Source organism: Pantoea coffeiphila, assembly GCF_016909495.1.
GTDB classification, from domain to species: Bacteria; Pseudomonadota; Gammaproteobacteria; order Enterobacterales; family Enterobacteriaceae; genus Erwinia; species Erwinia coffeiphila.
Genome location: NZ_JAFBFW010000001.1, coordinates 384,312 through 404,735 on the forward strand (window position 1 = coordinate 384,312; position 20,424 = coordinate 404,735).

Consider the following 20,424-nt stretch of genomic DNA (forward strand, 5'->3'; position numbering starts at 1 on the left):
CTCTTTAACAGACTATTATATAAGGTAATTACATGAAATCTTCCGTACAGAACGCTATTGAATCACGTATCTCCATTAACCGTTTTCAGGCCGATCGTCCTCTTGATGATGAAACGATTACCTCTCTGGTCACGTTGGCAACCAAAGCCCCAACGGCATTTAATATGCAGAACTGGCGGTTTATTGCCGTGCGCTCGCCTGAGGCGAAAAATCTGCTGAAAGACTCCGCCTGGGGCCAGCAGAAGATCGTCGACGCTTCCGTGGCTTTCATCATCTGCGGTACGCTCTCTGCACACCAGCAGCTGGCGGCTGCACTCCAGCCCAGCGTGGACGCGCAGATCATGGAGCAGCGTACTGTAGAAGGTTGGGTAAAGCAGGCCACGGCGTCCCATGAAAATAACGCGGTGCTACAGCGTGATGAGGCCGTGCGTTCCGCTTCTCTGGGGGCAATGACACTGATGCTGGCCGCCGAGGGAATGGGGCTGGGTTCATGCCCGATGATTGGCTTTGATGCCGAACAGGTGGCAAAAGACTTTGCTCTGCTGCCAACGGAGCTGCCGTTGATGGTGGTCGTCGTGGGGTATCCGCTGGATAACAACTGGCCGCAGAAGCCGCGTAAACCGGTGGCGGAAGTGTTAACGCTGGCTTAATGCGATACTTTACCGATGCTGGCGATGAATAGATTCTGTGCCAGCATCGGTGAGTCAGGATAAATGGCGGGTCTGATTACGGTTGAAATCAAGTCCGCCCGATCATAATTGCAGGGTCTGCGTCACGCCACAGTTATTCACAAACTCTTCGTCATGGCTGACTAACAGCAGCGCTCCTTTATATGATCTCAACACCCCCTCTAACAGCCGACGTGAATCAAGATCCAGATGATTGTCTGGCTCATCCAGCAATAAGATATCCGGCAGGGGGGATGAACAGGTTAAGGCCAGCAGGATAACTTTCAGCTGTTCTCCGCCGCTCAACTGTTCAAGCGGAATCAGACTTTTATCGCCCCTGATGCGCAGCGCACCCAGGCGGGTACGCCAGCTTTCAGCGGTAACTAAAGGGTCAAATTCGCATAAGGCTTCAACCACCGGCAGTGCGGAATTCAGCAGGGTAAGGTGCTGATCCAGATAGCGCCAGTGGCCATGTAGTGAGTAACGCCCCGACGCTGCCGCCAGCTGGCCCGTCAGCACTTTAAGCAGGGTAGATTTTCCGCTGCCGTTACGCCCGGCGATATGCCAGTGCTCGCCGCCGGAAATGGTCAGGGAAAGCGGCTGCGACGAGCCAAAAGGCAGACGTAAATCCTGAGTATTAACGCGAACGCGCTTTTGCTCATCGGTGTAGGAAAATTTCAGCATTTGCGGTGTTACGTGCTCGATTTTCTCGTTAACAACACTTCGTTGCTCAGCCAGGTTGGCCATGACGCGTTCGTGGCGTTGGGTAATTTTTGACTGCTGCTTCTCCGCTTTGTTCTTCTTCATATCCAGCAGCAACAGAGACTGCGACCCCGAAGAACGGACGCGATCGCCCCGACGCCGTCGCTGGGCTTTTTTCTCCAGCGTGCGCTGTAGCTCATCCCTTTCTTTACGCAGGCCGGACTGTAACTGCTTTTCCTCACTGCGTAACGCATTGAGTTGACGCTCTTTCTGCTGCGAGAAATCGCGGTAATTACCGCCATATTCCACCAGCCCGCCAGAACTGAGTTCGTAAATGCGCTGCATTTCATTCAGTAGCCGCCGATCGTGGCTAATCACCAGCGACCCGGAAGGATGTCGCTGCAGCTGTTCGCTCAGCCAGCGGCGACCGGTGCTATCGAGATGGTTTTCCGGCTCGTCGAGCAGTAAAAATGAGTCCTGTTGCAAAAATGCACGGCACAGCGCCAGGCGGGTTTGTTCGCCGCCGCTTAGCTGCGCGGAAGGGCTTTCCAGCGAAAGATGACCCAGCGCCGCACTGTCCAACAGCGACTGCCAGCGGAGTGGATAATCCCATTTGTTGGCAAGAAAATCATAATCATCGGCATTGGCACTGCCGTTTTCCATTCTGCGAAAAGCCGCACGGACGTCGGCGATCCCCAGCGCATCTGCCAGAGTCACTCCGGGCAAACGTGTTAACTGCGGGACGTAATAAAACGGCGTCAGCCAGTTAATCGTGCCGCTTGAAGGCTGGCGACGCAGTGCCAGTATCGACATCAGCACTGACTTGCCGCAGCCGTTAATACCGGTCAGTCCCTGGTTTTGCTGTGTCAGAGTACCGCTAATCTGTTGAAACAGAGCAGTGTCGTTGAACGTAATTGAGAGTTCAGAAAAATGGCAGTGTACAGGCATAGTTGTGCTCCTGAATAAACAGGGCAGGCCGTGATGCCGGATCGGAAATAAATACTGACGAGGATAGCTGCCTGCCCAATATCAAAATTCACACCGGATAAGATGCGGGAGATATTGCGATGGAATACAGGCATTAAATCATGTCGGCAGACATCCTCAGGGAAGGTGAAGAAGGTATAGTGGCAAAAATTGTGCAGGCTGTAAACCCGGTGCTGAACGAGAAAATGCCGCAGACGGGCTGCGGCATCAAACGGTTAATTAGCGAGGAGCGTTTACTCGGTCACTTTTTTCTTCAGGTCGCTGGCACCTTCTTTGGTACTGTTCCAGCCTTTCTGTGTGCCTTCTTTGGTCGCATTCCAGCCTTTCTCAGTCCCTTCTTTGGTTTTATTCCAGGTCTTCTGCGAGCCTTCGCTCACTTTACTGCTTAAACTGTCGCTTTTACCTTCGGCAGCATGTTTAGCTTTCAGCTGTTGCTCCTGGCCCTGATGCTGCGCTTCGTGCAGTTTTTCTTTAGCGGTATTTGCACCGGCCTGCGCGTTGGCGACGGTTTCATCGGTTGCGTGTGTGGCGGCAAATGCGGAAGTGGCCAGTAAAATGGCTGACAGGGCGATAATCGTCTTTTTCATAAATATTCCCTCATAAAATACGTCATTAGTGTTAACAACGTGGTCAACAATGCCACGCGAAGATACCTATGGCTTTAGGAAAAAACTGTAAATGTTAGCTCGTTAGCGCTTCGATCTCCGCTTTGCACTGCATTAACGAGCTGAGCAGGTGATCGAACTTCTCCTCAAAGCGCAGGGCCGGGACGGCAACCGAAATCGCGTAATGTTCACCGGCCCCGGTATTCAGATAAACGCCCATCCCGCAGACGCCACGCGCATGTTCCTCGCGATCGATCGCATAACGTCGCGCGCGGGTTTGCCGGATGTCATCCAGCAGCAGAGGCAGCGTTCGCAGGGTATTATCCGTTCTCACATCCGGCTGGCCGCCGAGCAGGTCCGCAATTTTCTCATCGGCAAGCATCGCCAGAATCGCTTTACCGTGTGCGGTGCAATGGCAGGGAAACGCTGTGCCCACCGCGGATACCACGCGCAGCTCCTGGTCAGAAACGAACTGGCTGACGGAGACGGCATGGCTACCGCGATAAACGCATAAATCCACCGTTTCACGCGTACGGCGTCCCAGCGTTTCCATCGACGGCTGCGCGAGTGCAATCACATCGGTGTGCGCGGAGGCCGCCAGGCGTGCCAGCGCCGGTCCAAGCCGAACGCCGGTGCTGCCCGATATCAGCAGCTGCTGTGACTCCAGCGAGGTGACCAGTCGGTGAACGGTGGTGCGGGGCAAACCCGTTTCGCGCGACAGGCTGGAGATGGTCATGCCTTTTGGCTGTAGCTCCAGCGCCCGCAGAATTGTGGCTGCCCGGGCAATTACCTGTGAACCACTGCTGTCTGCATCATTGCTCATCTTCATCTCCGGTTTAAAACATCTTGCAGCAGGATATCACGCGTTATCCGCCTGATGGATAAAATGGCTGGCTCTCTTAACGAACGCGCTTCGCTGACATTCAGTTTACCTTTTGTCCGTTGACTTGACTGGATGATGATCTGAATATAATGACCACATATCGGACATTAATCCCATTATTTGGATAGCATGGCAATGAATAAGATAAAGAAAACGGGTGCGTTTACGCTACTGGCGGTGGCCTGCCTGACCATTATGGTGGGCTGTGTAATCGTACCCGGATTAACGGCGGTCGCTGAAAATCTGGGCACGCCTTCAGCGGCCAGCTGGCTGGTAACCATTCCGTCGCTGGGCGTGGTAATTTTTGGGCCACTGGCTGGCCGCTTTATTGACCGGGTAGGGGCTTACCGGGCGCTATTGTGGGGGCTATTTTGCTACGGTCTGTTAGGCAGCGGTGGCGTACTTCTTCACGGCACGCTCCCGGTAATGATAGACAGGTTACTGCTTGGCGGTGCAACGGCGGTGGTGATGGCCGCAGGTACCGTACTGATCTCTCTGTTCTACAGCGGGCAGGCGCGGATGAAAATGATCGCGGCCCAGGGCATGTCGATCGAACTTGGCGGTGTGATCTTCCTTTTCATTGGCGGACTGTTGGCCAGTCTGGGCTGGCGCTGGCCGTTTCTGCTTTATCTTGTCGCCTGGCTGTTACTGGCGATGCAGTTAATGTTTGTGCCCAGGCCATCCGCCGAGCCGGAAGGCGACGATAGCGGGGAGGCGATCCGAAATTCAGCTCCGGCCAGCGGTAAGCTTAAAACGGTTTTATTTGCTGCATTAGCTTCTATGCTGTGCTTCTTTAACGGGGTAATCGTTATTCCGCAGCAGTTTCATCATCTCAATATCAGCGCGGCGGAAACGGGCTATTTCCTGTCATTTGTCTCGCTAATCGCCGTATTTGCCGCAGCAACAATGCCGAAAATGGTCAGGCATCTGGGGGAGTTCGGTACACTTTACGCCGCTTTTGCCTGTTATGCCGCGGCGCACCTGATCTTTTCTGTATCATCTGGGGTAGTGCCGTTTATTGCCGGAGGGGTTCTGATGGGATGTGGTTTCGGCCTGTCGGTGCCGCTGGTTAATCACATGACCGTCGAACTGAGCGAGGCGCACGTACGCGGGCGAAATCTTGCCTGGCTGTCGATGGCGATTTTTTCCGGGCAGTTTTTGTCCTCCTTTATGGAGTTTATCCCCGGCAATGCATCGGTGATTTTTGCGGGTGCTGCTTTGATTGGCATCGCCGTCATGGTGATTCTGTATTTACTGCGGCGCGGGAAGCGGGAAGATTAAGCCCTGCAGCAACGAGATAGTTGTTACCGCAGGGCATTCGTGGAGCCGAATATTGTCAGGAGGCTTCAGGCTTCAGCTGAGGCCTGGCTGTCGCTGGACTTTTCGGCATCGGTTTTATTGCTGGAATAAATAAAGTAAAGCGCGATCCCCAGGCAGACAACCGCCCCCAGCCGCGTTGCGGAAAAGTGGATCGCTTCGTTCCCCAGCCAGCCAAAATTATCAATCAGCATGCTCATCGCCAGCTGCCCAAAAATAACCGCCACCGTCGCTACTGCCGCACCGATACGCTGAACGGCCAGTACCATGATCACGATATAAGGCACACCGCAGAGCGCGCCCAGCAGCTGCCATTTCGGCACGTCCAGCAGGGTTAAGTTATGCGCCGGTTCAAAGAAGAAAATAAGCAGGGCGCTGACCAGCGCACCGAGCGAGAAGGTCAGAAACGCGCTGCGAAACACGCCGACCTGGCTGCCTAATTTGCCGTTAATAGCCGCCTGAATACTCAGTACCGCACCGCCGATCACGGCCAGGATAATCATCACTATATTCATTGTTTCACCTTAGCCCTTTGCCACCAGAATCAGTGCAGCAATAATAAAAATCAGCGCAATAAACCGCTTACGGTCAATTTTGCGATGCTCCGTACCCAGTAGTCCGTAGTGGTCAATCACCACGCTTTTGAAAACCTGCCCGGCAAGAATGCCGATCATCGTCATTGCAATACCAATCACCGGCACGGCCACGGTCAGGATCACCACGTACACCGGGCCAAGAATACCGCCCAGCAGGGTCCATGATGGCTGCGTGAAGAAGGAAGGGCTGCTGCGGGGGCTAAAGAACAACATCAGCAGGAAGGTCAGCGCGGCACCCACGCCAAAAACGCTGAACGTTGCCCACAGCCCGCCGACTTCATTTCCTAATGGCCCCAGTAATCCCGCCTCAACCGATAACCCCATGCCGCCGGCAACGACGAGTAATATAAAAATAAGCTGCATAAATCAGTCCCCGATAATTTAGGGTTGCGATGGTATAGCAGCGCTGCATCATGAAAAACGGTATAATTCAGGAAACACCTTTGCAGGAATCAGGATAATGTTTGATGCTGGCAGCATAAATTTCCGCACGCTGGTATTTTTTATCGGCGTGTATGATGAACAGAACTTTTCCGCCGTTGCCAGGCGGGAAGGGGTGTCGGCTTCTATGGTTTCGCGCGTGATCATTCAGTTAGAGGACACGCTTGGCCAGCAGCTGTTCTACCGCAATACCCGCGCCGTTATCCCCACCGAAGCAGGCCGACTGTTTATTGACTACGCCCGCAGCATGACCGAACAGCTGAATAAAGCCCGTAAAGAGATGCAGGACCGATCCCTCGAACCCGCCGGGCTGATACGTATTAACGCGCCGGTCTTCTTCGGCCAGCGCCATATTGCGCCCTGGCTGACTGCGCTGTCCCGGCGATATCCCCGCTTACAGATGGAGCTGATGCTGACGGATGATTTCATCGATCCACACCGCGATGCCACCGACGTGCTGTTCAGGATAGGCACGCTGACCGATTCCTCCTTTCATGCGCGTATATTCGCCACGCAGCGTTATTATCTGGCGGCATCACCCGAGTATTTAGAACAGCACGGCCAGCCGGCAACGCCTGCCGATTTCAGTCAACATAAGTGTCTGGTTTACCGCGGTTCTTCCGGCCCCAATCGCTGGCTTTTCCGTCAGCCAGGGGAGAGCTGGACACACTATCCGGTGGCAGGATTACTGACTTCCAATAATGCGGAATCTCTGCTGACCAGCGCACTTGATGGGATGGGACTGGTGCTGTTTCCCGACTGGCTGATCAATGACAGCCTGAATAAAGGTGGACTGGTGCGCATCATGCCCGACTTCGAGGCGGCCATTCACACCGAGCCGCAGCATATCGCCGCCATCTATCCCAACGCCCGCCATCCACCGCTGAATGTACGGGCGGTGATTGACCATTTCGTTGGCGTTTACGGAACGCCACCTTACTGGCAACTGGGAGAAATGGGGCAGGGAAGTTAAAGAGAGGACAGGAACTGCTCGATCTGGCGTTTATTCTTAAGGTGGATCACTGGCACCTTCGGACCATATTCAAGGCGAAGCCTCTCGACTTTTGGCCTGTCGTTACTTTCAAATTTCCAGACGTAGTGCAGAAATGCGAAAAACTCGGCATTGATTTTCTCCGTGCAGCCGTCTGGTAAATCAGATCTTTTTTGATTACGCAGTGACCGCATTAATACCCTGAACAGGCAGATGATACGGGGCGTGTCCATCCAGACGATCAGGTCGGCAGCAGGTATACGCAGGTCGAATGTTCTGCGAGGATAGTTTCCCTCAATGATCCATGTTTCCGTGTTTACCACATCGCTCACCCGGGCGCGGAAAGCTTCCGGTTCTGGTTTTGTCCACTGTGGTCCCCAAAATAACCGATCCAGATGCGCCACCGGGTAATTCGTTTTTGCACCAAGGATTCGGGACAGCGTTGATTTTCCGCTTCCTGCATTACCTAAAATGACGATACGTTCGGGGCGCACGTTTGCTCCATCAGTGATTACGGGGTTAATCAGGCAGGCGGCTATTCCTGCCGATTGCGGTTAACGCGCGTCTTTCAGGAAGTGATGAATTCGCGCAATAGTATCCGGTGCAAGTTCTGTTATTGCACTGACATGGTCGCCCTGTGCGGATATAAATGCCTGCCGATTTTTTTCCGACCAGTCTTTTAACGGCTGATAATAGATATCCTGTTCGCCTGCCCAAAACAGTTTGGGAATGTTGATATCAGCGATCTGCGGGGCGTCTTTAAAGCCCTCATATCCAGCTAATGCCTCAAAGGTTGAGCGCAACGGTGCTTTATTTTCAGTGGATACCCATGTCGTTAATGCGGGAGCCGTTTCCTGAGCAAAGGCGAAAAATGCATCGAAATCAAGGCGACCATTTGGTCCTTCGGGTAAGCCATTCTGCACATCCCATCCGCCAATGACTAATGAAGATAACTTCTCTGGATGATATTTGGCCAGGCTAATCGCCAGCCATGCGCCAGAAGAATAGCCGACAATATGGGCTTTTTTAGCGCCTAAACTGTCAATTAAGTGCCTGATGCCATCTGCCTGACTTTTTTGATCGAATGCGGCGTTGATGATATTTACGCTTTTGCCATGGGCTAATAGATCAGGATAAACAACCGTAAAATCATCACGTAATGCATCGACCAGTCCGTTGGAAACCCAGCTGTTGCCATCCATTAACAGGCCATGCAGCAGGATAACCAGGGGACCGTCGCCAGTAATACCGTAGTGCAAGAGAGTGTGGTCTTCATTTACCGTCATAATAGCTCCATAGGTGGGACAGAATTTTGACTTCGGGTCTGAGGTGCTAAGCAGGTTTCACGCAGCCGTTTTTTCCCCCGTCCCGGTCATTTTTTACTCCATGAGAAGGGCGAGGACCAGAAAAAAACGTAGTGCGCGGTGGCCGATAAGGTACACTGCGCGCTTAATTCTTTCTGCTAAATGCACCAATGATAAAAAAAATACGTTTCATTCTCCCTGCACTTGCACTGAGCGGCGCTATCGCTTTTTGGCTTACACCGCACTACTCCGAGGAAGATGAAAGCTATTACCGCGCGGTATTCTGCTCGATTGATCACAGTGACTCACAGTTTTTTTTGCGTGATATGGAAAACCTCGTCGAAGGTGGAAACTCTGATTACGCGTTGCATAAAAATCACTATATCCCCGCACTGGGTGAAAGGATGCTCAGCACCTGGAAGAAGCTTAGTACACAGGAGCAATCAGCTATCATCGAAGACCAGCAGCGATGTCGAGAGATCATGGGTGAGAAACAGCATTGATTTTGCCCAAACCGGCATCCAACCAAAAGAGCAGGGGGCTGGCGTTTCAGACTTGGCCTGAACGCCTATCAATGGAACTAACAGGCAGCATTTATCTGCACGGCCTTCGAACCAGTCATGGTGAGAACCATCAATCTGGACCAGTTCACCCAGGCAGTCACGCTGATAACGGGGCTGATAAATCCGGGCCTTACGGCGCGAGTGTGGTACCCAGAGACATCAGCAGTCATCCAGCTACGCAGTGTCTCAATGGAGACCCTGATGCTATGACGTTCGAGAAGCTTCTCGGTGGCTAACGTAGGGCCAAAGTCGCTGTATTTTTCACGTAGCAACGCGAGAACATGCATTTTCAATGCTTCTGGTACGCGATTGTTTGCCGGCTGGCCACGTTTTCGCGAAGTAAGTCCCTCAGCTCCGTTTGAGATATAACGGATAAGTAGACGCTGGATCTGCCGAACACTGATGTTGAGAAGTTTTGCGGCAGCAGACTGGGTCAGGCGTTTGTCACAAATCTGCTGCAGTACTGGAATGCGACTCAGTTCTTTCTGGCTCATGGTCACCAACATTACGACGCTCCGGATTGTCTGTAAGAACAAAAAGCAGGCTACCGGAAACGCGACATTTTAACTTTGGTAAAACACGACATTATCGCTTTGGGCTGACATCACAGGTGCGCATAATGTATATTATGTTAAATTAACTATCTCCGGCAGCACCAGACTCAGCCACATTACCTCCCCTCAAATAACGACCGGAGTTGCTTCCTGTAAAACCGTTCCACCGGCTCGCTGCATAACCAGAATCCATCATTCCCAATTCTCCTCTTCAAGCGGCTTCATCCAGTTCTTACTGCTTACCGGCACCGGCTCGCCGTTAAATGTATATGTGCAGCAATCACACCTCACCGGGATGTCTTCTGCGGTAAATGCCGGGTTCACCTTTTGCAATAAACCTGCATCATCGATGCACAGCCCACTGTAAAAACTCGATTCATCGCAGCGAACATAGCTGCGCCATTCTTTTCTGCGCAGCATAACCATATAGAAAATCGGATCTGGCTTGTCCAGTCGGCTGACTGCCTCACTGTAGACGTCGTCCCAGACCTGGCCCACTTTGCTCAGCAGGAATTTATATAACGGCGTGTAGTCACGGCCCCGGCCACGCTGGCCATGCATGCCTTCACGCGATGGCAGATTTTCATCCACCTTATTTTTGCTGTGTCGTTGCCAGCGGTACTCACCGCCGTGATCGTTGCGATCAACGCCCCACGTGGTTGTATTGATCTTGCGGTAAAGTTTTCTGGCTTTAGTAGTATGATGAATACGCACTGTGATGACCCTTTTGTCTCGATTTTTCCGTTTAAAAACGATCGCGCTACGCGAATTCTGAAGTTTATCGTGTGGGATAACCAGCGACAATTCACGTAGCGACATCAGTTGATCTTCATCCGCCATGATGCAAATACGCATTACATTTGACTCATTCTATGAGTAGAATAAGGTATCTATTCAACTCAGGAGCCGCAGCATGTGGATTTGGCAGCAGGAAAACTGGCCAGCGTTCAGCTGGGACCGTCAGCGCATCGAGCCGCTGCTGCGCGCCACGCGTTTTTTGCAGGGGAAACTCTACGGTAGCAGCATGTTGCTGGATGAGGCAAACAGCACGCTGGATAACGTGCTGGCCAACATTCTCTACTCCAGTGATATCGAAGGAGAACGCGTCAACGCCCACTCGGTGCGATCCTCGCTGGCGCATCATCTCGGTATCGAGGACGGCATGACCTATGCCGTGGATAAAAAAACCGAAGGCCTGGTGGCATCGGCGCTGGACGCTATCGAAAACCTCGACCAGCCGCTGTCTCTGGCGCGATTGCTGCACTGGCACGCCCTGCTTTTCCCCGCCGGTTCCGGCCTGCTGTATCCGATCGTTGGCGGCCAGTTGCGCAGCGGTCCGGTGCAGGTGGTTTCGGGCCGTCTTGAAAAACCGGTTGTGCATTTTGAAGGACCGGATAGCGCATCGATTGCCGACGACGTTGATGCATTTTTACAGTGGTTTAACGACAGCCGCAACGATCCGGAACTAGACCCGCTGCTGCGCGCCGGGATTGCCCATCTGAGATTTTTAACGCTTCATCCTTTTGAGGACGGTAACGGCAGGATCGGCCGCCTGATTATGGACCTGGCGCTGGCCCAGGCGGAAAGCAACACGGTCAGGCTCTACGCGATGTCCCGCACGATTAATCTCCACCGGCAGGACTACTATCAGGTGCTGGAAAATACCCAGCGCGGCGAGCTGGATATCACCGTCTGGCTGAGCTGGTTTATCGACATGCTCAGAGCCTCGATTGAAGAAACGCTGGCGGTTATCGATAAAACCGTGTTTAAAACTCGCTACTGGCAGCAGTTCGACGCCGCGCAGATTGGCACCGAGCAGATTAAAGTGCTGAACCGCCTGCTGGACGGCGATTTTAGCGAGGGCATCAATAACAGCCAGTACAAGGCGGTGGCAAAGGTCAGTCGCGCCACCGCCACGCGCCATCTGGCACAGCTGGTTGAGCTCGGATATCTGCTGGCCTGTCCCGGCGGCGGGCGCAGCGCTCGTTATGGTTTGAACCGTCTCTAAATGAAGGAAATGAACCGTAATTTATTCAGTTACCTGCGAGAGCTGCCGTGGCCTGACGATATTTTCCGCAGAGCGAACAACGTGTCAATTAATGCCCCATTCGCGCTCCTTTTCGAAAGCCATACTGCCGTGCCCGCCAGGTGATAACAAAAGCGACGGTCAGCAACAGAATCAGTGCCGGCGGCAGCGCCGGTGCTCCCCAGTTATCCAGCAGTATCCCGCCGGAAATACCCGCCGCGGCAATCGCACCATTCCATGCCACCACGTTCATCGACAGCGCAATGTCTGCACCCTCGCCTGCCGTATCCTGCGTGGCAATGGTCAATGGAATGGCGGCCAGCAGAGAACCCAGGGCGTAAGCGGTAACCGTTTGCCCTGCCAGCGAATTTGAAATGTTCAGCCCTGCCGCAATCTGTGGCAGTAACCCCGCTGGTAAGGTCTCAGTAATGATGCAGATAAATCCCGTCATCGCCAGCGCTAGCAGCGCTGAAACCGGCAGCGGCTGCGTTTTCGTTCGCGAGAGTGAAGCGGCGATTTCATTTGAACAAGGTAACGCGATGTCTTTCTCCATATGCCCTTCTTATTTATAAATGTATCGATTGGTATATATATGGCGATGAGTTATCCCTCAGCATCGGATACTCATCGGCTGATTACATGTGTAACGATCGGTACGTTAGTGGGTGGCAATTCTTTTGTCAACGATATATGTATCGTTTAGTATAGTAATCCGCAGACCTGGAAAACGGAGGCAGACATGGCAGCGATGGGAAGACCAAGAACTTTTGACCGGGACAAAGCGATTGAAGATGCCATGCATTTGTTCTGGCAGCATGGCTACGAATCAACGTCTCTTGCCCAGCTTAAGGCCGGAATTAATAACGGCATCTCCGCGCCCAGTTTCTACGCGGCGTTTAGTTCAAAAGAAGCGCTGTTTCGCGAATGCGTGCAGCGATATCTGGCCACTCACGGGCAGGTTAGCGAATTCTTGTGGGACAGCCGTTTGTCCCCGCGTGAAGCGGTAGAAACAACGTTGAGAGCTTCAGCAAAAATGCAGTGCGACCCCAGCCATCCACCGGGATGTATGGTGACATTAGGCTCAATGAGCGCAACATCCGCTGAGCACGCGGACGTCACTGAGCCACTGACCCGCTCGCGCAACCGAACCCGTGAAGGCATTATGGCCGCTTTTCAACGCGCCGCGGCCAGCGGCGAGCTGAAAAAGGGGGCTGATGTCAACGCCCTCGCCACCCTTTTCACCACCTTTCTGTTCGGATTGTCGATCCAGGCACGTGATGGTGCCAGCCTCGACCAGCTGAATAGCGCGATTACTCAGATGATGCAGTTATGGGATACCTCTGCGTGAATCAGCAGGGACTCAAACCGCGGCGTCTTACCTGATAGACCGTCGCGGTAATCGACAGCACGGCAACAAGGGTAAGAAACACGCCCATGGCGATCATCGAGTTAAAGCCAAAAAGCTTGAACAGCAGCAGCCCGCAGATACCGCCACCGAGGAAGGAAACGATAGTGACCAGATGCGTAAAAAGCTGATTGCTGTGCGCCTTCAGGTCTCGCGACGGGTCCCTGCGCAGGCTGACGCAGAGCAGCGACCCCAGTGCGATTCCGGCATCGGTCAGTGTCCCGGTGATATGTGTTGAACGAACCCGCCCGTTAGAAAGCTGCGTAGACGTTGAGTTGTGCAGCCCCATCAGAAAGCCCAGGAACACGATCACTTCGCGGTTGTTGGCGTGGGAATAGTAGAATTTTTCAAACAGCGACATCACCGCCAGCGCGATACCTTCCAGTAACAGAATGATGCTGAAAATGGTTCTGATATTATTTTTGATGCCGCTAATCACCAGCATCCGCGAAGCCATCGACCCGACGACAAATGCCAAAATAATCGCGGCAAGAAACGATAAATCACTCAAATCGGAGTTAGTGACCTCAGAAGAAATCTGCGAAGTATTGCCTGACATATGTGAGGGAAATATACCAAAAGCACCCAACGCCATCGCGTTGAGAATTCCGGCGGTGGTGGCTAATAATAAGGCTAAATTACGGTCTTCATTATGCGTTCGGCCCTTCTTTCGCTTTATCAGCATCTGCAACATCGTTTACTCCTCCACAGGTAATGCATAACCCTCTGAGAAGCTCAGTATAGGGCAAGATTACGAAGTGAAGCGGCACAAATAGATAATTCCTATGACTGACGGCAGCAATGAAAATTAACCAAAAGTTAATTAAGTTAATGTCAACAAATAAGACAAGGTGCACTGCGCTTACCCCTTGTCAATTCCACTTTCTGGCGCCAGAGCGTTAGCGAGTGCAGGATCGAAAAGGGACAAACTTTCAATCTGGGAAACCATAATAACTTTGCGGAAAGACAGCACGTTCTTCGGCTGAGAGGTGAAATCAATCCCGTGCTGTTCATACCAATGACTGTAATTATGCTCAATAGCCAGTTTCAACGTTCTCGAATCGCGATAACCGCTCAACATGGGGATTAGCACAATGTTGGCCGTACCTTCATATTCAAACGTGGCTGCATGGATCATACCGATATAGATTCTGCGTGACTTGAGTGTCACCCAGGCTAACTCGCCCTCTTCCATACATTGAAATAGCAGCTGTTCGATGCCGTTAGAACGCGATAGTCGCTGATAGAGATCCTTTCTGCTACCGGCATTCAGCCTTGCGCTGAGCGCCCAGTTTGATCGATAGAGACAAAAGATTATCGCCAGCCCCAGCATGATCACCACGGGTGCCTGAATGCCAAGAAAGCTCCAGGTCATAAACTCACTGTGAAGGTTAAGATGCGCGCCGGGTGCGGGATAAAGTAGATTGTTTACCGTAGAAATACCCAATAATACCGACCATATAATCGCTGTCGCTAACAGGCCCTGTAATACAAATATGCAGCCGTACAGTGCCACAAGGAAGTAAACATCCCAGCCAAACGATCGTTTGATTTTAAGCCGCGTAGAGAGGTCCCGGCTGGTATACCAGTATCCACAGACCATCAGAACCATAAAAATAGCGGTACCCATTCAGACATCCTTTAACGTCTGGACGTGCTGAAAAAAGACATCCTGCACTTCCGGGCTGGTCGGGTTAACAGAGACGTTGCCATCTTCATCAACGATAATGCGATCGCCTTCCTGGATCGACTCCATAATATCCTGACGGCTCATGACTTGAAGAAGGGATTCGGGGCTGGCAAAGAGTGAGGAAAATATATTTTTCATATTAAGAGGACAAATCCTTGTTGCAAATCGGATTAGCTCAGTATGGCACTTTGAGACAGATATCACCGGGCTATCACGTATTTAAAGATTTATCTCAGGTTCCCGGTCCTGGCTGGGGTTAATCAGGACCGGGATGTCGATGTTAACTCGACGCACAGATTTTACGCTTAAAGCGCTATTCCTCCCCGTGCAGACGGTCGAGCCCCGCCCGTAAATCTGCTATCAGGTCCTGCGGATCTTCCAGGCCAATCTGCAGGCGCAGCGTTGCGCCCTGCTCCTTCCACTGCGTTACGGTACGATAATCCTGACAGTTGAACGGAATGATCAGGCTTTCGAAACCGCCCCATGAATAGCCCATACCGAACAGTTCCAGACCATCAAGCATACGAGTGACCGCCGATTTATCGTATGCCGGCTCGAGGATAATTGAGAACAACCCTGTCGAACCCGTGAAATCACGCTGCCATAAATGGTGCCCGGGGCAGCTCTCGAAGGCGGGATGTAAAATGGTCTTTACCTCCGGCTGTTCCTCCAGCCATGATGCAACGTTCAGCGCGCGCGTTTCCGCCTCCTTAAGGCGGATATGCAGCGTTCTCAGCCCGCGCAGGGCAAGGAAACAGTCTTCCGCACCGGGTAACATCGCCATGCTGTCATAGGTGGCGCGTAAATCGGGCCAGGTTTCGGCATTGGCGCTCACCATCCCCATCAGTAGATCCGAGTGGCCGCTCAGGTACTTGGTTCCCGCTTCCACCGAGAGATCGCAGCCGTGACGATGCGCCTGGAAGAACACCGGCGTGGCCCAGGTATTGTCGATAATCGTTTTGATACCGCGCTCGCGGGCGATGCGAGTCATCAGCGGTACATCCTGAATCTCAAAGGTTTGTGATCCCGGGGATTCAAGGAATAGCGTAGTGGTTTCCGGCCGCAGCAGGTTGACGATACCTTCTCCCACCAGCGGATCGTAATAGGTGGTCGTCACACCGAATTTTTTCAGCGTCAGTTCGCAAAAACTTCGGGTTGGCCGGTAAACCGTATCCGGCATCAGCAGATGATCGCCCGCCTTCAGCGTGGTCATCAGCGCCAGCGCCACGGCCCCGAGGCCAGAGGGTGACATTACCGTTCCCGCCGCACCGGCGAGCTCGGTCCAGGCATCTTCAAGGTTTTTAATCGTTGGCGTACCCAGCGTGCCGTAGGCGAACTCCGCCCGGCTGTGTTCAAGATCCTCGACGCTGTTAAACACTACCGTCGATCCGCGATACACCGGGCAGTTAACAAAGCCCCGCTGATCCTGCGTGCTCCTGCCCAACTGGGTTAATCGGGTTGCCAGGGTTAATTTTTCGGGATTAAGATTTTTCATATTCACGTCCATTCAGTGTGCCACCAGCCTCTGCCAGCGGATTACTCTACGAATTTCAAAAAAGGTGATATACACAGGAGGATGCCGTAGAAGGCAATATAGTAATTTCGTTTAGCTCGCAGGTTTTCCAGCGCGGGAACCTTCGATACCAGATAGTAAGGAATTAAACAGGCCACCAGCCCAAATATCGGGCCGGAAATCTGCATCAGCAGCATCACGGAGAAGTCAAAGCTGACCCAAATCCACAGGAAGATCACAATTCCGACCGCAACGGCGAGGGATAATTTTGCACGATTGATATTATTTGTTCCGGCAATGCGTGAAATAATATTCACTGCAAGACCAACAACGGCTTCTTTAAAACCAAGATAGATACTGAAAAACGCGGTAAGTATGGCAAAGATATTCAGCGTCACCGATAAAATATTCACCATATTCCCCGGCATAATCTGGGAAGCGAGCGCCAGTGCGGAAATATTCTGATCTAAAGCTGATATCGCCTCTTCTTTGGTAATCGCGAAACTAAAGGAGAAAGCAAAGAACAGCACGCTGACCGCCAGGACGATATAGGCGATGCGGGTTGCCCGAATCGCGCGATAAGAGGCCACCAGCGGATCGCGCTCAACCTTACGAAATGCGATATTCATCGGATTGAGGATCTGCACAAACAGGATAGAAAACAACGTAAACGGCAGCGTCAGCAGCACATCGCGGAAAAATGCCAGCAGCGGAGGGAAAGCCGAAATATTACTCAGGCTCCAGTAAGGCAGCATCACCAGTCCAAGAAAAACGATCACCCCAAGCTTGAACAGAATCATGGGCCCGGAGATACGGAACAGCAGCCTTTCGCCCTGATTGGCAATTGCCACAATAATTGCCAGCAGGATCAACGGATACCAGCTGGTTTTAGAAAGAAACGTATCGGTAAGATGATAACTGTGTAAGTAAGTTGCGCTGTCGTTCACCAGGCTCATCGAGTAATTGAGAATACCCATCAGCAGCATCAGGAAATAAGCAATACCCAGCAGACCTCCCCAGTTTTTCCCCAGATACTGGGTAATAATCTCGGCGTAGCTGTCGCAGGATTTCGTCTGCGTCAGCGTTTTCAGATACAGATCCTGCAGCCAGTAAATCGCCGGATAGCTCAGGACAATAGCGAAAACAAAGACCCAAATCCCCTTCACCCCGGCCTGGATGGGCATATAAATAATCCCTGCCCCAATCGCCATACCAATACATAACACCACCCAGCCAAGATCGTAACTGGTGAATGGGATCTTAAGATGATTTACCGCCTCTTCATTATTTATCGTCATTTTAAACCTCGGTTCAAGAGACATGCCCGCGAATTATCTGCATTGCAGAAAGCCGCATTAACGTAGAAAACGCGCTCGAAGTTTTTAACTCTCCGTTCCGCAGGCTTATATTCCGTGAACGGCGATCGTTTGCCATGAAGTGTTTTCCACGGAAAAGATGATTTGTGATGTGCGCGGCTTTCTCTCCGTCAACTGTGAATGCCTTTCACAGTTAGTGTCCTAAATATCGGTTGTCGGGTCACAGTTTTTCGCGAGGCGGGCCTTAATAAATGCCAGAAAAAGAGTCAGTGTTTTATTATCTCTGGCCGAATGACGGACTCTTGCCTGTAGCCGATGGGTAACGCCGGGATCGTAGTCCGACAGCACGCGGACAAGTTTGCCGCTATTAATGTAATGACAGGCCAGGTAATCCGGCAGGCAGGCCACTCCGCCATGAAGCAGCGCTCTTTGCAGCAGCAGCAGGCTGGAATTGCAGGACAGATGTGGGGTCACCGCTACGGTTTCACTTTTGGCATGATGACGGAACATCCATTTACCATCATGGGTCATCTGCGGATAAACCAGGCAGTGATGGAAACGTAAATCGGCGGGAACGGTAATCGGCGGATGACAGCGTAAGTATTCGGGGGAAGCGCAGTAAAACCAGCGGATATCCATCAGTTGCTCCGCGTCCTCGTTCTGCGTTGCCGCTTCTGAGGTAATTCTGAACGCCACGTCGATATCCTCACGATCGAGGTTGATAAAGCGATCGTCCAGCATCACGTTAATACCCACGCCCGGATACCGGGCCTGAAAATCGCTCGACAGCGTGGGAATATGCGTACAGCCAAAGGCCACCGAGCAGCTGATGCGCAGAGTCTCACCTTGCATACCCGGCACGCGACTGCCGTCGGCAATGCTTTCGATGTCCGCAATAACCCGCCTGGCCAGCTGTAAAATACGCCGTCCATCCAGAGTCAGCTGGAAGGGTCGGCTTTCGCGATTGATGAGCAGATTGCCGGTGATGCTTTCTAACTGGGAGAGGCTTTTACTTACCGCCGACGGCGTCAGCCCCAGTTCCCTGGCCGCTCGCGAGAGGTTGCCGGTTTCGGCAATTTTAATAAAGATTTGAAACTGATTCAGATAGCCTGAGAGGTTGGGAATGTTCATTTATCACCGTCGAGCGTTGATAAATGTGATATGCGGTTGTCCCTGATGTGCATAGTTTTCTCTTTTTTTAATATAATCAAATATTAAAAATCGAGTCTAATCTATCCCACACGTTTTATGCAGTGTGTTGTTTTCAACATGCAATGCAGATCATGCATTTGATAAAGCATAAAAAAAGGCTGCATTCGGTTAACGAACACAGCCTGGATGTCGACTTACTGTCGGATTTACGCTTCCTGGCCCGCGTCGTGCATGCCTTTACGCAGGGTGAAGTTAACGCCCATGGTCAGCAGCGGTTCCGGCGGGTTCCACTCTGGTTTTGGCAGCGACAGCAGGAAGTTAATCGTGTCGTTACTTTTGCCCGCCAGCCAGTCGGCCAGCATGGTGCCCATCGCGGTGCCGCGCACGGTCCCCAGGCCATTACAGCCCAGCGAGCCGTAGACGTTCTTTCTCAGTTCGCCGAACAGGCTCGATCCGTTACGGGTCATGCCCAGACCACCGCCCCACGTATGTTCAAAGTTAACGTCCTGTAGCGTCGGGAAGCGGCGCTCAAACGACTGACGGTGGGTTTCACGATACTTCTGGGTGTAGCCCGGTTTGTAGCGTCCGTCCGAGTTAAAGCTGAAGCTGTTACGGATCAGAATGCGGTTATCGTGGGTACGACGCGAGGTGGTTCCGAACGGATCGGCAGGAATAACGCCCCAGAATTCCTGGCCGCCAATGCTGTCCTGCTCCGCTTTGGTCAGAGGGCGGGTCAGACTGCCGTAGGTGAAAATCGGGAAAATGGTCCGCTCGCCGAAGCCAAAGTGCGTACCAAACGCGTTGTTGGCGAGGATCAGCTTATCGGCAAAGATGCGGCCGGTTGCGTGATGCAACACAATTTCCGGCTCGTATTCAATGGCGGTAATTGGCGTTTCTTCGTAGAGCTTAACGTTGGCTGGCAGGCTGTCCGCAAGGCCCTTCACCAGCCCTGACGGCTGAACCAGGATGGTGCCCGGCGTGTACAGTGCCTTACGGTAGAATTTGGTGCCGAGATGGTCGGGCAGATCCTTACCGTCGATAATCTTGCATGGCTGCCCCAATGATTCCAGACCGCCGCGATAGGCTTCCAGCACCGCAATACCGCTGTCTTCCACTGCGGCCTGGTATTTACCCGAATGGCGCATCTGGGCATCAACGATATTGTGTTCTTCCACCTGCTCTTTCAGGATGCGCTGCCCGGTCTGGTTCAGATTCAGGATATTACGGGCAATTTTTTTATCACCGATATAGTCCGGTGCGCCGATATCGTGAGGTACGTCGATCAGGAATCCGGCGTTACGGCCGGACGTGCCGAATCCAACCTGCTGCGCTTCAACAAGGATGATCTGATCGTCCGGGAAGTTCAGCGCCAGCTGACGTGCGGCGGCCAGTCCGGTGAAACCGGCACCAATCACTACCCATGGTGCTTTCGCATCGCCCACCAGCGCGGGCTGCGGCTGGCGTTTACGGCTGGTGTGGAACCAGCCCGGCGTTGGATCGTCGGAAGGCAGCGCATCAATTTTCAGTAATGAATCCGGCGCGGCGGGAAGATTGTCGGTCAGCAGGGAAGCTCCCCCACCCGCTGCAACGATACCAGCGCCGATCCCGGTGCCAACCAGCAATTTTCTTCGTGAAATACCCATTAAGAATAAACTCCGTGATGAGAACAGATCTGCCCTGAAGACCCCGAAAGCAGGCTTCATGCATTTCT

At 52.5% G+C, this 20,424-nt stretch carries 21 protein-coding genes and 2 pseudogenes; 6 read left to right on the forward strand and 17 right to left on the reverse strand.

The features are described from left to right. The first annotated feature begins 32 nt into the window (after nucleotides 1–32). On the forward strand, nucleotides 33–650 hold the full coding sequence (locus JOE09_RS01780; RefSeq protein ID WP_205064565.1) for a nitroreductase family protein: 618 nt from the start codon (nucleotides 33–35) through the stop codon (nucleotides 648–650). A gap of 102 nt (nucleotides 651–752) precedes the next feature. On the opposite strand, the gene JOE09_RS01785 is transcribed toward JOE09_RS01780, so the two are convergent. The 3 genes from JOE09_RS01785 to JOE09_RS01795 form a co-directional block, all read right to left on the reverse strand. Beyond that, nucleotides 753–2,318, reverse strand: a complete 1,566-nt coding sequence (locus tag JOE09_RS01785; protein WP_205064566.1) for an ATP-binding cassette domain-containing protein — start codon at nucleotides 2,316–2,318, stop codon at nucleotides 753–755. Nucleotides 2,319–2,590: 272 nt separating this feature from the next. After that, the gene (locus tag JOE09_RS01790; RefSeq protein WP_205064567.1) at nucleotides 2,591–2,944 is read right to left on the reverse strand and encodes a hypothetical protein; all 354 of its coding nucleotides are present in this window, start codon (nucleotides 2,942–2,944) and stop codon (nucleotides 2,591–2,593) included. 94 nt (nucleotides 2,945–3,038) lie between these two features. Further along, the gene (locus JOE09_RS01795; protein WP_105593790.1) at nucleotides 3,039–3,785 is read right to left on the reverse strand and encodes an IclR family transcriptional regulator; all 747 of its coding nucleotides are present in this window, start codon (nucleotides 3,783–3,785) and stop codon (nucleotides 3,039–3,041) included. Between the two features lie 195 nt (nucleotides 3,786–3,980). Between JOE09_RS01795 and JOE09_RS01800 the strand changes: the two genes are divergently transcribed. Then, nucleotides 3,981–5,126, forward strand: a complete 1,146-nt coding sequence (locus JOE09_RS01800; protein WP_205064568.1) for an MFS transporter — start codon at nucleotides 3,981–3,983, stop codon at nucleotides 5,124–5,126. A 65-nt stretch (nucleotides 5,127–5,191) separates the two neighbouring features. Here the strand turns inward: JOE09_RS01800 and JOE09_RS01805 are convergent, their stop codons facing one another. Beyond that, complete coding sequence (locus JOE09_RS01805) at nucleotides 5,192–5,677, reverse strand: DMT family transporter (RefSeq protein ID WP_205064569.1); 486 nt, start codon at nucleotides 5,675–5,677, stop codon at nucleotides 5,192–5,194. Nucleotides 5,678–5,686: 9 nt separating this feature from the next. After that, nucleotides 5,687–6,121 carry a DMT family transporter gene (locus tag JOE09_RS01810; RefSeq protein WP_205064570.1) on the reverse strand — a complete coding sequence of 145 codons (435 nt, stop codon included), beginning with the start codon at nucleotides 6,119–6,121 and terminating at the stop codon, nucleotides 5,687–5,689. A gap of 97 nt (nucleotides 6,122–6,218) precedes the next feature. Between JOE09_RS01810 and JOE09_RS01815 the strand changes: the two genes are divergently transcribed. Continuing rightward, nucleotides 6,219–7,172, forward strand: coding sequence for a LysR family transcriptional regulator (locus JOE09_RS01815; protein WP_205064571.1), 954 nt, complete (start codon nucleotides 6,219–6,221; stop codon nucleotides 7,170–7,172). Here JOE09_RS01815 and JOE09_RS01820 read toward each other — a convergent pair. Next, nucleotides 7,169–7,684 (reverse strand): P-loop NTPase family protein, encoded by a 516-nt coding sequence (locus tag JOE09_RS01820; protein WP_205064572.1) that lies wholly within the window; start codon nucleotides 7,682–7,684, stop codon nucleotides 7,169–7,171. The genes JOE09_RS01815 and JOE09_RS01820 overlap by 4 nt on opposite strands. Nucleotides 7,685–7,744: 60 nt before the next feature. Then, the gene (locus tag JOE09_RS01825; protein WP_205064573.1) at nucleotides 7,745–8,476 is read right to left on the reverse strand and encodes an alpha/beta fold hydrolase; all 732 of its coding nucleotides are present in this window, start codon (nucleotides 8,474–8,476) and stop codon (nucleotides 7,745–7,747) included. Nucleotides 8,477–8,664: 188 nt separating this feature from the next. Between JOE09_RS01825 and JOE09_RS01830 the strand changes: the two genes are divergently transcribed. Continuing rightward, the gene (locus tag JOE09_RS01830) at nucleotides 8,665–8,997 is read left to right on the forward strand and encodes a hypothetical protein (protein ID WP_205064574.1); all 333 of its coding nucleotides are present in this window, start codon (nucleotides 8,665–8,667) and stop codon (nucleotides 8,995–8,997) included. A gap of 75 nt (nucleotides 8,998–9,072) precedes the next feature. On the opposite strand, the pseudogene JOE09_RS01835 reads toward JOE09_RS01830, so the two are convergent. Both JOE09_RS01835 and JOE09_RS01840 read right to left on the reverse strand, forming a co-directional pair. Then, nucleotides 9,073–9,551 (reverse strand): annotated as a pseudogene (locus JOE09_RS01835) (helix-turn-helix domain-containing protein); the annotation flags it as partial. 252 nt (nucleotides 9,552–9,803) lie between these two features. Continuing rightward, nucleotides 9,804–10,325, reverse strand: a complete 522-nt coding sequence (locus JOE09_RS01840; protein ID WP_205065089.1) for a hypothetical protein — start codon at nucleotides 10,323–10,325, stop codon at nucleotides 9,804–9,806. Nucleotides 10,326–10,524: 199 nt separating this feature from the next. Here JOE09_RS01840 and JOE09_RS01845 point away from each other — a divergent pair, with 199 nt between their 5' ends. Continuing rightward, a complete protein-coding gene (locus JOE09_RS01845; protein WP_205064575.1) occupies nucleotides 10,525–11,619 on the forward strand; it encodes a Fic family protein in 1,095 nt (364 codons plus the stop codon). A 307-nt stretch (nucleotides 11,620–11,926) separates the two neighbouring features. Here the strand turns inward: JOE09_RS01845 and JOE09_RS26415 are convergent. Further along, nucleotides 11,927–12,088: pseudogene (locus tag JOE09_RS26415) on the reverse strand (MFS transporter); the annotation flags it as partial. Nucleotides 12,089–12,376: 288 nt separating this feature from the next. Here JOE09_RS26415 and JOE09_RS01855 point away from each other — a divergent pair. Further along, entirely contained in the window at nucleotides 12,377–12,985 is a 609-nt protein-coding gene (locus tag JOE09_RS01855) for a TetR/AcrR family transcriptional regulator (protein WP_205064577.1), read from the forward strand. 1 nt (nucleotide 12,986) lies between these two features. Here the strand turns inward: JOE09_RS01855 and JOE09_RS01860 are convergent, their stop codons facing one another. The 7 genes from JOE09_RS01860 to JOE09_RS01890 all read right to left on the reverse strand — a co-directional run bounded on the left by JOE09_RS01860 (nucleotide 12,987) and on the right by JOE09_RS01890 (nucleotide 20,356). Continuing rightward, nucleotides 12,987–13,736: a YoaK family protein gene (locus tag JOE09_RS01860; protein WP_205064578.1), complete on the reverse strand. Its 750-nt coding sequence runs from the start codon at nucleotides 13,734–13,736 to the stop codon at nucleotides 12,987–12,989. A 168-nt stretch (nucleotides 13,737–13,904) separates the two neighbouring features. Beyond that, the gene (locus JOE09_RS01865) at nucleotides 13,905–14,672 is read right to left on the reverse strand and encodes a hypothetical protein (RefSeq protein WP_105593803.1); all 768 of its coding nucleotides are present in this window, start codon (nucleotides 14,670–14,672) and stop codon (nucleotides 13,905–13,907) included. Further along, nucleotides 14,673–14,870 carry a hypothetical protein gene (locus JOE09_RS01870; RefSeq protein WP_105593804.1) on the reverse strand — a complete coding sequence of 66 codons (198 nt, stop codon included), beginning with the start codon at nucleotides 14,868–14,870 and terminating at the stop codon, nucleotides 14,673–14,675. A 175-nt stretch (nucleotides 14,871–15,045) separates the two neighbouring features. Beyond that, on the reverse strand, nucleotides 15,046–16,227 hold the full coding sequence (gene metC / locus JOE09_RS01875; protein ID WP_239552894.1) for a cystathionine beta-lyase: 1,182 nt from the start codon (nucleotides 16,225–16,227) through the stop codon (nucleotides 15,046–15,048). Nucleotides 16,228–16,268: 41 nt separating this feature from the next. Next, nucleotides 16,269–17,543, reverse strand: coding sequence for an amino acid permease (locus JOE09_RS01880; protein WP_205064579.1), 1,275 nt, complete (start codon nucleotides 17,541–17,543; stop codon nucleotides 16,269–16,271). Between the two features lie 219 nt (nucleotides 17,544–17,762). Continuing rightward, nucleotides 17,763–18,692, reverse strand: a complete 930-nt coding sequence (locus tag JOE09_RS01885) for a LysR family transcriptional regulator (RefSeq protein WP_205064580.1) — start codon at nucleotides 18,690–18,692, stop codon at nucleotides 17,763–17,765. 227 nt (nucleotides 18,693–18,919) lie between these two features. Then, nucleotides 18,920–20,356, reverse strand: a complete 1,437-nt coding sequence (locus tag JOE09_RS01890) for an NAD(P)/FAD-dependent oxidoreductase (RefSeq protein WP_205064581.1) — start codon at nucleotides 20,354–20,356, stop codon at nucleotides 18,920–18,922. Between the last annotated feature and the right edge of the window lie 68 nt (nucleotides 20,357–20,424).

Excerpts from the sequence above, each read along its gene's own strand:
- JOE09_RS01890 (WP_205064581.1), bottom strand. The coding sequence starts at position 20,356 with ATGGGTATTTCACGAAGAAAATTGCTGGTTGGCACCGGGATCGGCGCT.
- JOE09_RS01800 (WP_205064568.1), top strand. The coding sequence starts at position 3,981 with ATGAATAAGATAAAGAAAACGGGTGCGTTTACGCTACTGGCGGTGGCC.
- JOE09_RS01795 (WP_105593790.1), bottom strand. The coding sequence starts at position 3,785 with ATGAGCAATGATGCAGACAGCAGTGGTTCACAGGTAATTGCCCGGGCA.
- JOE09_RS01780 (WP_205064565.1), top strand. The coding sequence starts at position 33 with ATGAAATCTTCCGTACAGAACGCTATTGAATCACGTATCTCCATTAAC.
- JOE09_RS01815 (WP_205064571.1), top strand. The coding sequence starts at position 6,219 with ATGTTTGATGCTGGCAGCATAAATTTCCGCACGCTGGTATTTTTTATC.
- JOE09_RS01860 (WP_205064578.1), bottom strand. The coding sequence starts at position 13,736 with ATGTTGCAGATGCTGATAAAGCGAAAGAAGGGCCGAACGCATAATGAA.
- JOE09_RS01880 (WP_205064579.1), bottom strand. The coding sequence starts at position 17,543 with ATGACGATAAATAATGAAGAGGCGGTAAATCATCTTAAGATCCCATTC.
- JOE09_RS01810 (WP_205064570.1), bottom strand. The coding sequence starts at position 6,121 with ATGCAGCTTATTTTTATATTACTCGTCGTTGCCGGCGGCATGGGGTTA.
- JOE09_RS01845 (WP_205064575.1), top strand. The coding sequence starts at position 10,525 with ATGTGGATTTGGCAGCAGGAAAACTGGCCAGCGTTCAGCTGGGACCGT.
- JOE09_RS01785 (WP_205064566.1), bottom strand. The coding sequence starts at position 2,318 with ATGCCTGTACACTGCCATTTTTCTGAACTCTCAATTACGTTCAACGAC.
- JOE09_RS01805 (WP_205064569.1), bottom strand. The coding sequence starts at position 5,677 with ATGAATATAGTGATGATTATCCTGGCCGTGATCGGCGGTGCGGTACTG.
- JOE09_RS01855 (WP_205064577.1), top strand. The coding sequence starts at position 12,377 with ATGGCAGCGATGGGAAGACCAAGAACTTTTGACCGGGACAAAGCGATT.
- JOE09_RS01825 (WP_205064573.1), bottom strand. The coding sequence starts at position 8,476 with ATGACGGTAAATGAAGACCACACTCTCTTGCACTACGGTATTACTGGC.
- metC (WP_239552894.1), bottom strand. The coding sequence starts at position 16,227 with ATGAAAAATCTTAATCCCGAAAAATTAACCCTGGCAACCCGATTAACC.
- JOE09_RS01830 (WP_205064574.1), top strand. The coding sequence starts at position 8,665 with ATGATAAAAAAAATACGTTTCATTCTCCCTGCACTTGCACTGAGCGGC.
- JOE09_RS01790 (WP_205064567.1), bottom strand. The coding sequence starts at position 2,944 with ATGAAAAAGACGATTATCGCCCTGTCAGCCATTTTACTGGCCACTTCC.
- JOE09_RS01870 (WP_105593804.1), bottom strand. The coding sequence starts at position 14,870 with ATGAAAAATATATTTTCCTCACTCTTTGCCAGCCCCGAATCCCTTCTT.
- JOE09_RS01865 (WP_105593803.1), bottom strand. The coding sequence starts at position 14,672 with ATGGGTACCGCTATTTTTATGGTTCTGATGGTCTGTGGATACTGGTAT.
- JOE09_RS01885 (WP_205064580.1), bottom strand. The coding sequence starts at position 18,692 with ATGAACATTCCCAACCTCTCAGGCTATCTGAATCAGTTTCAAATCTTT.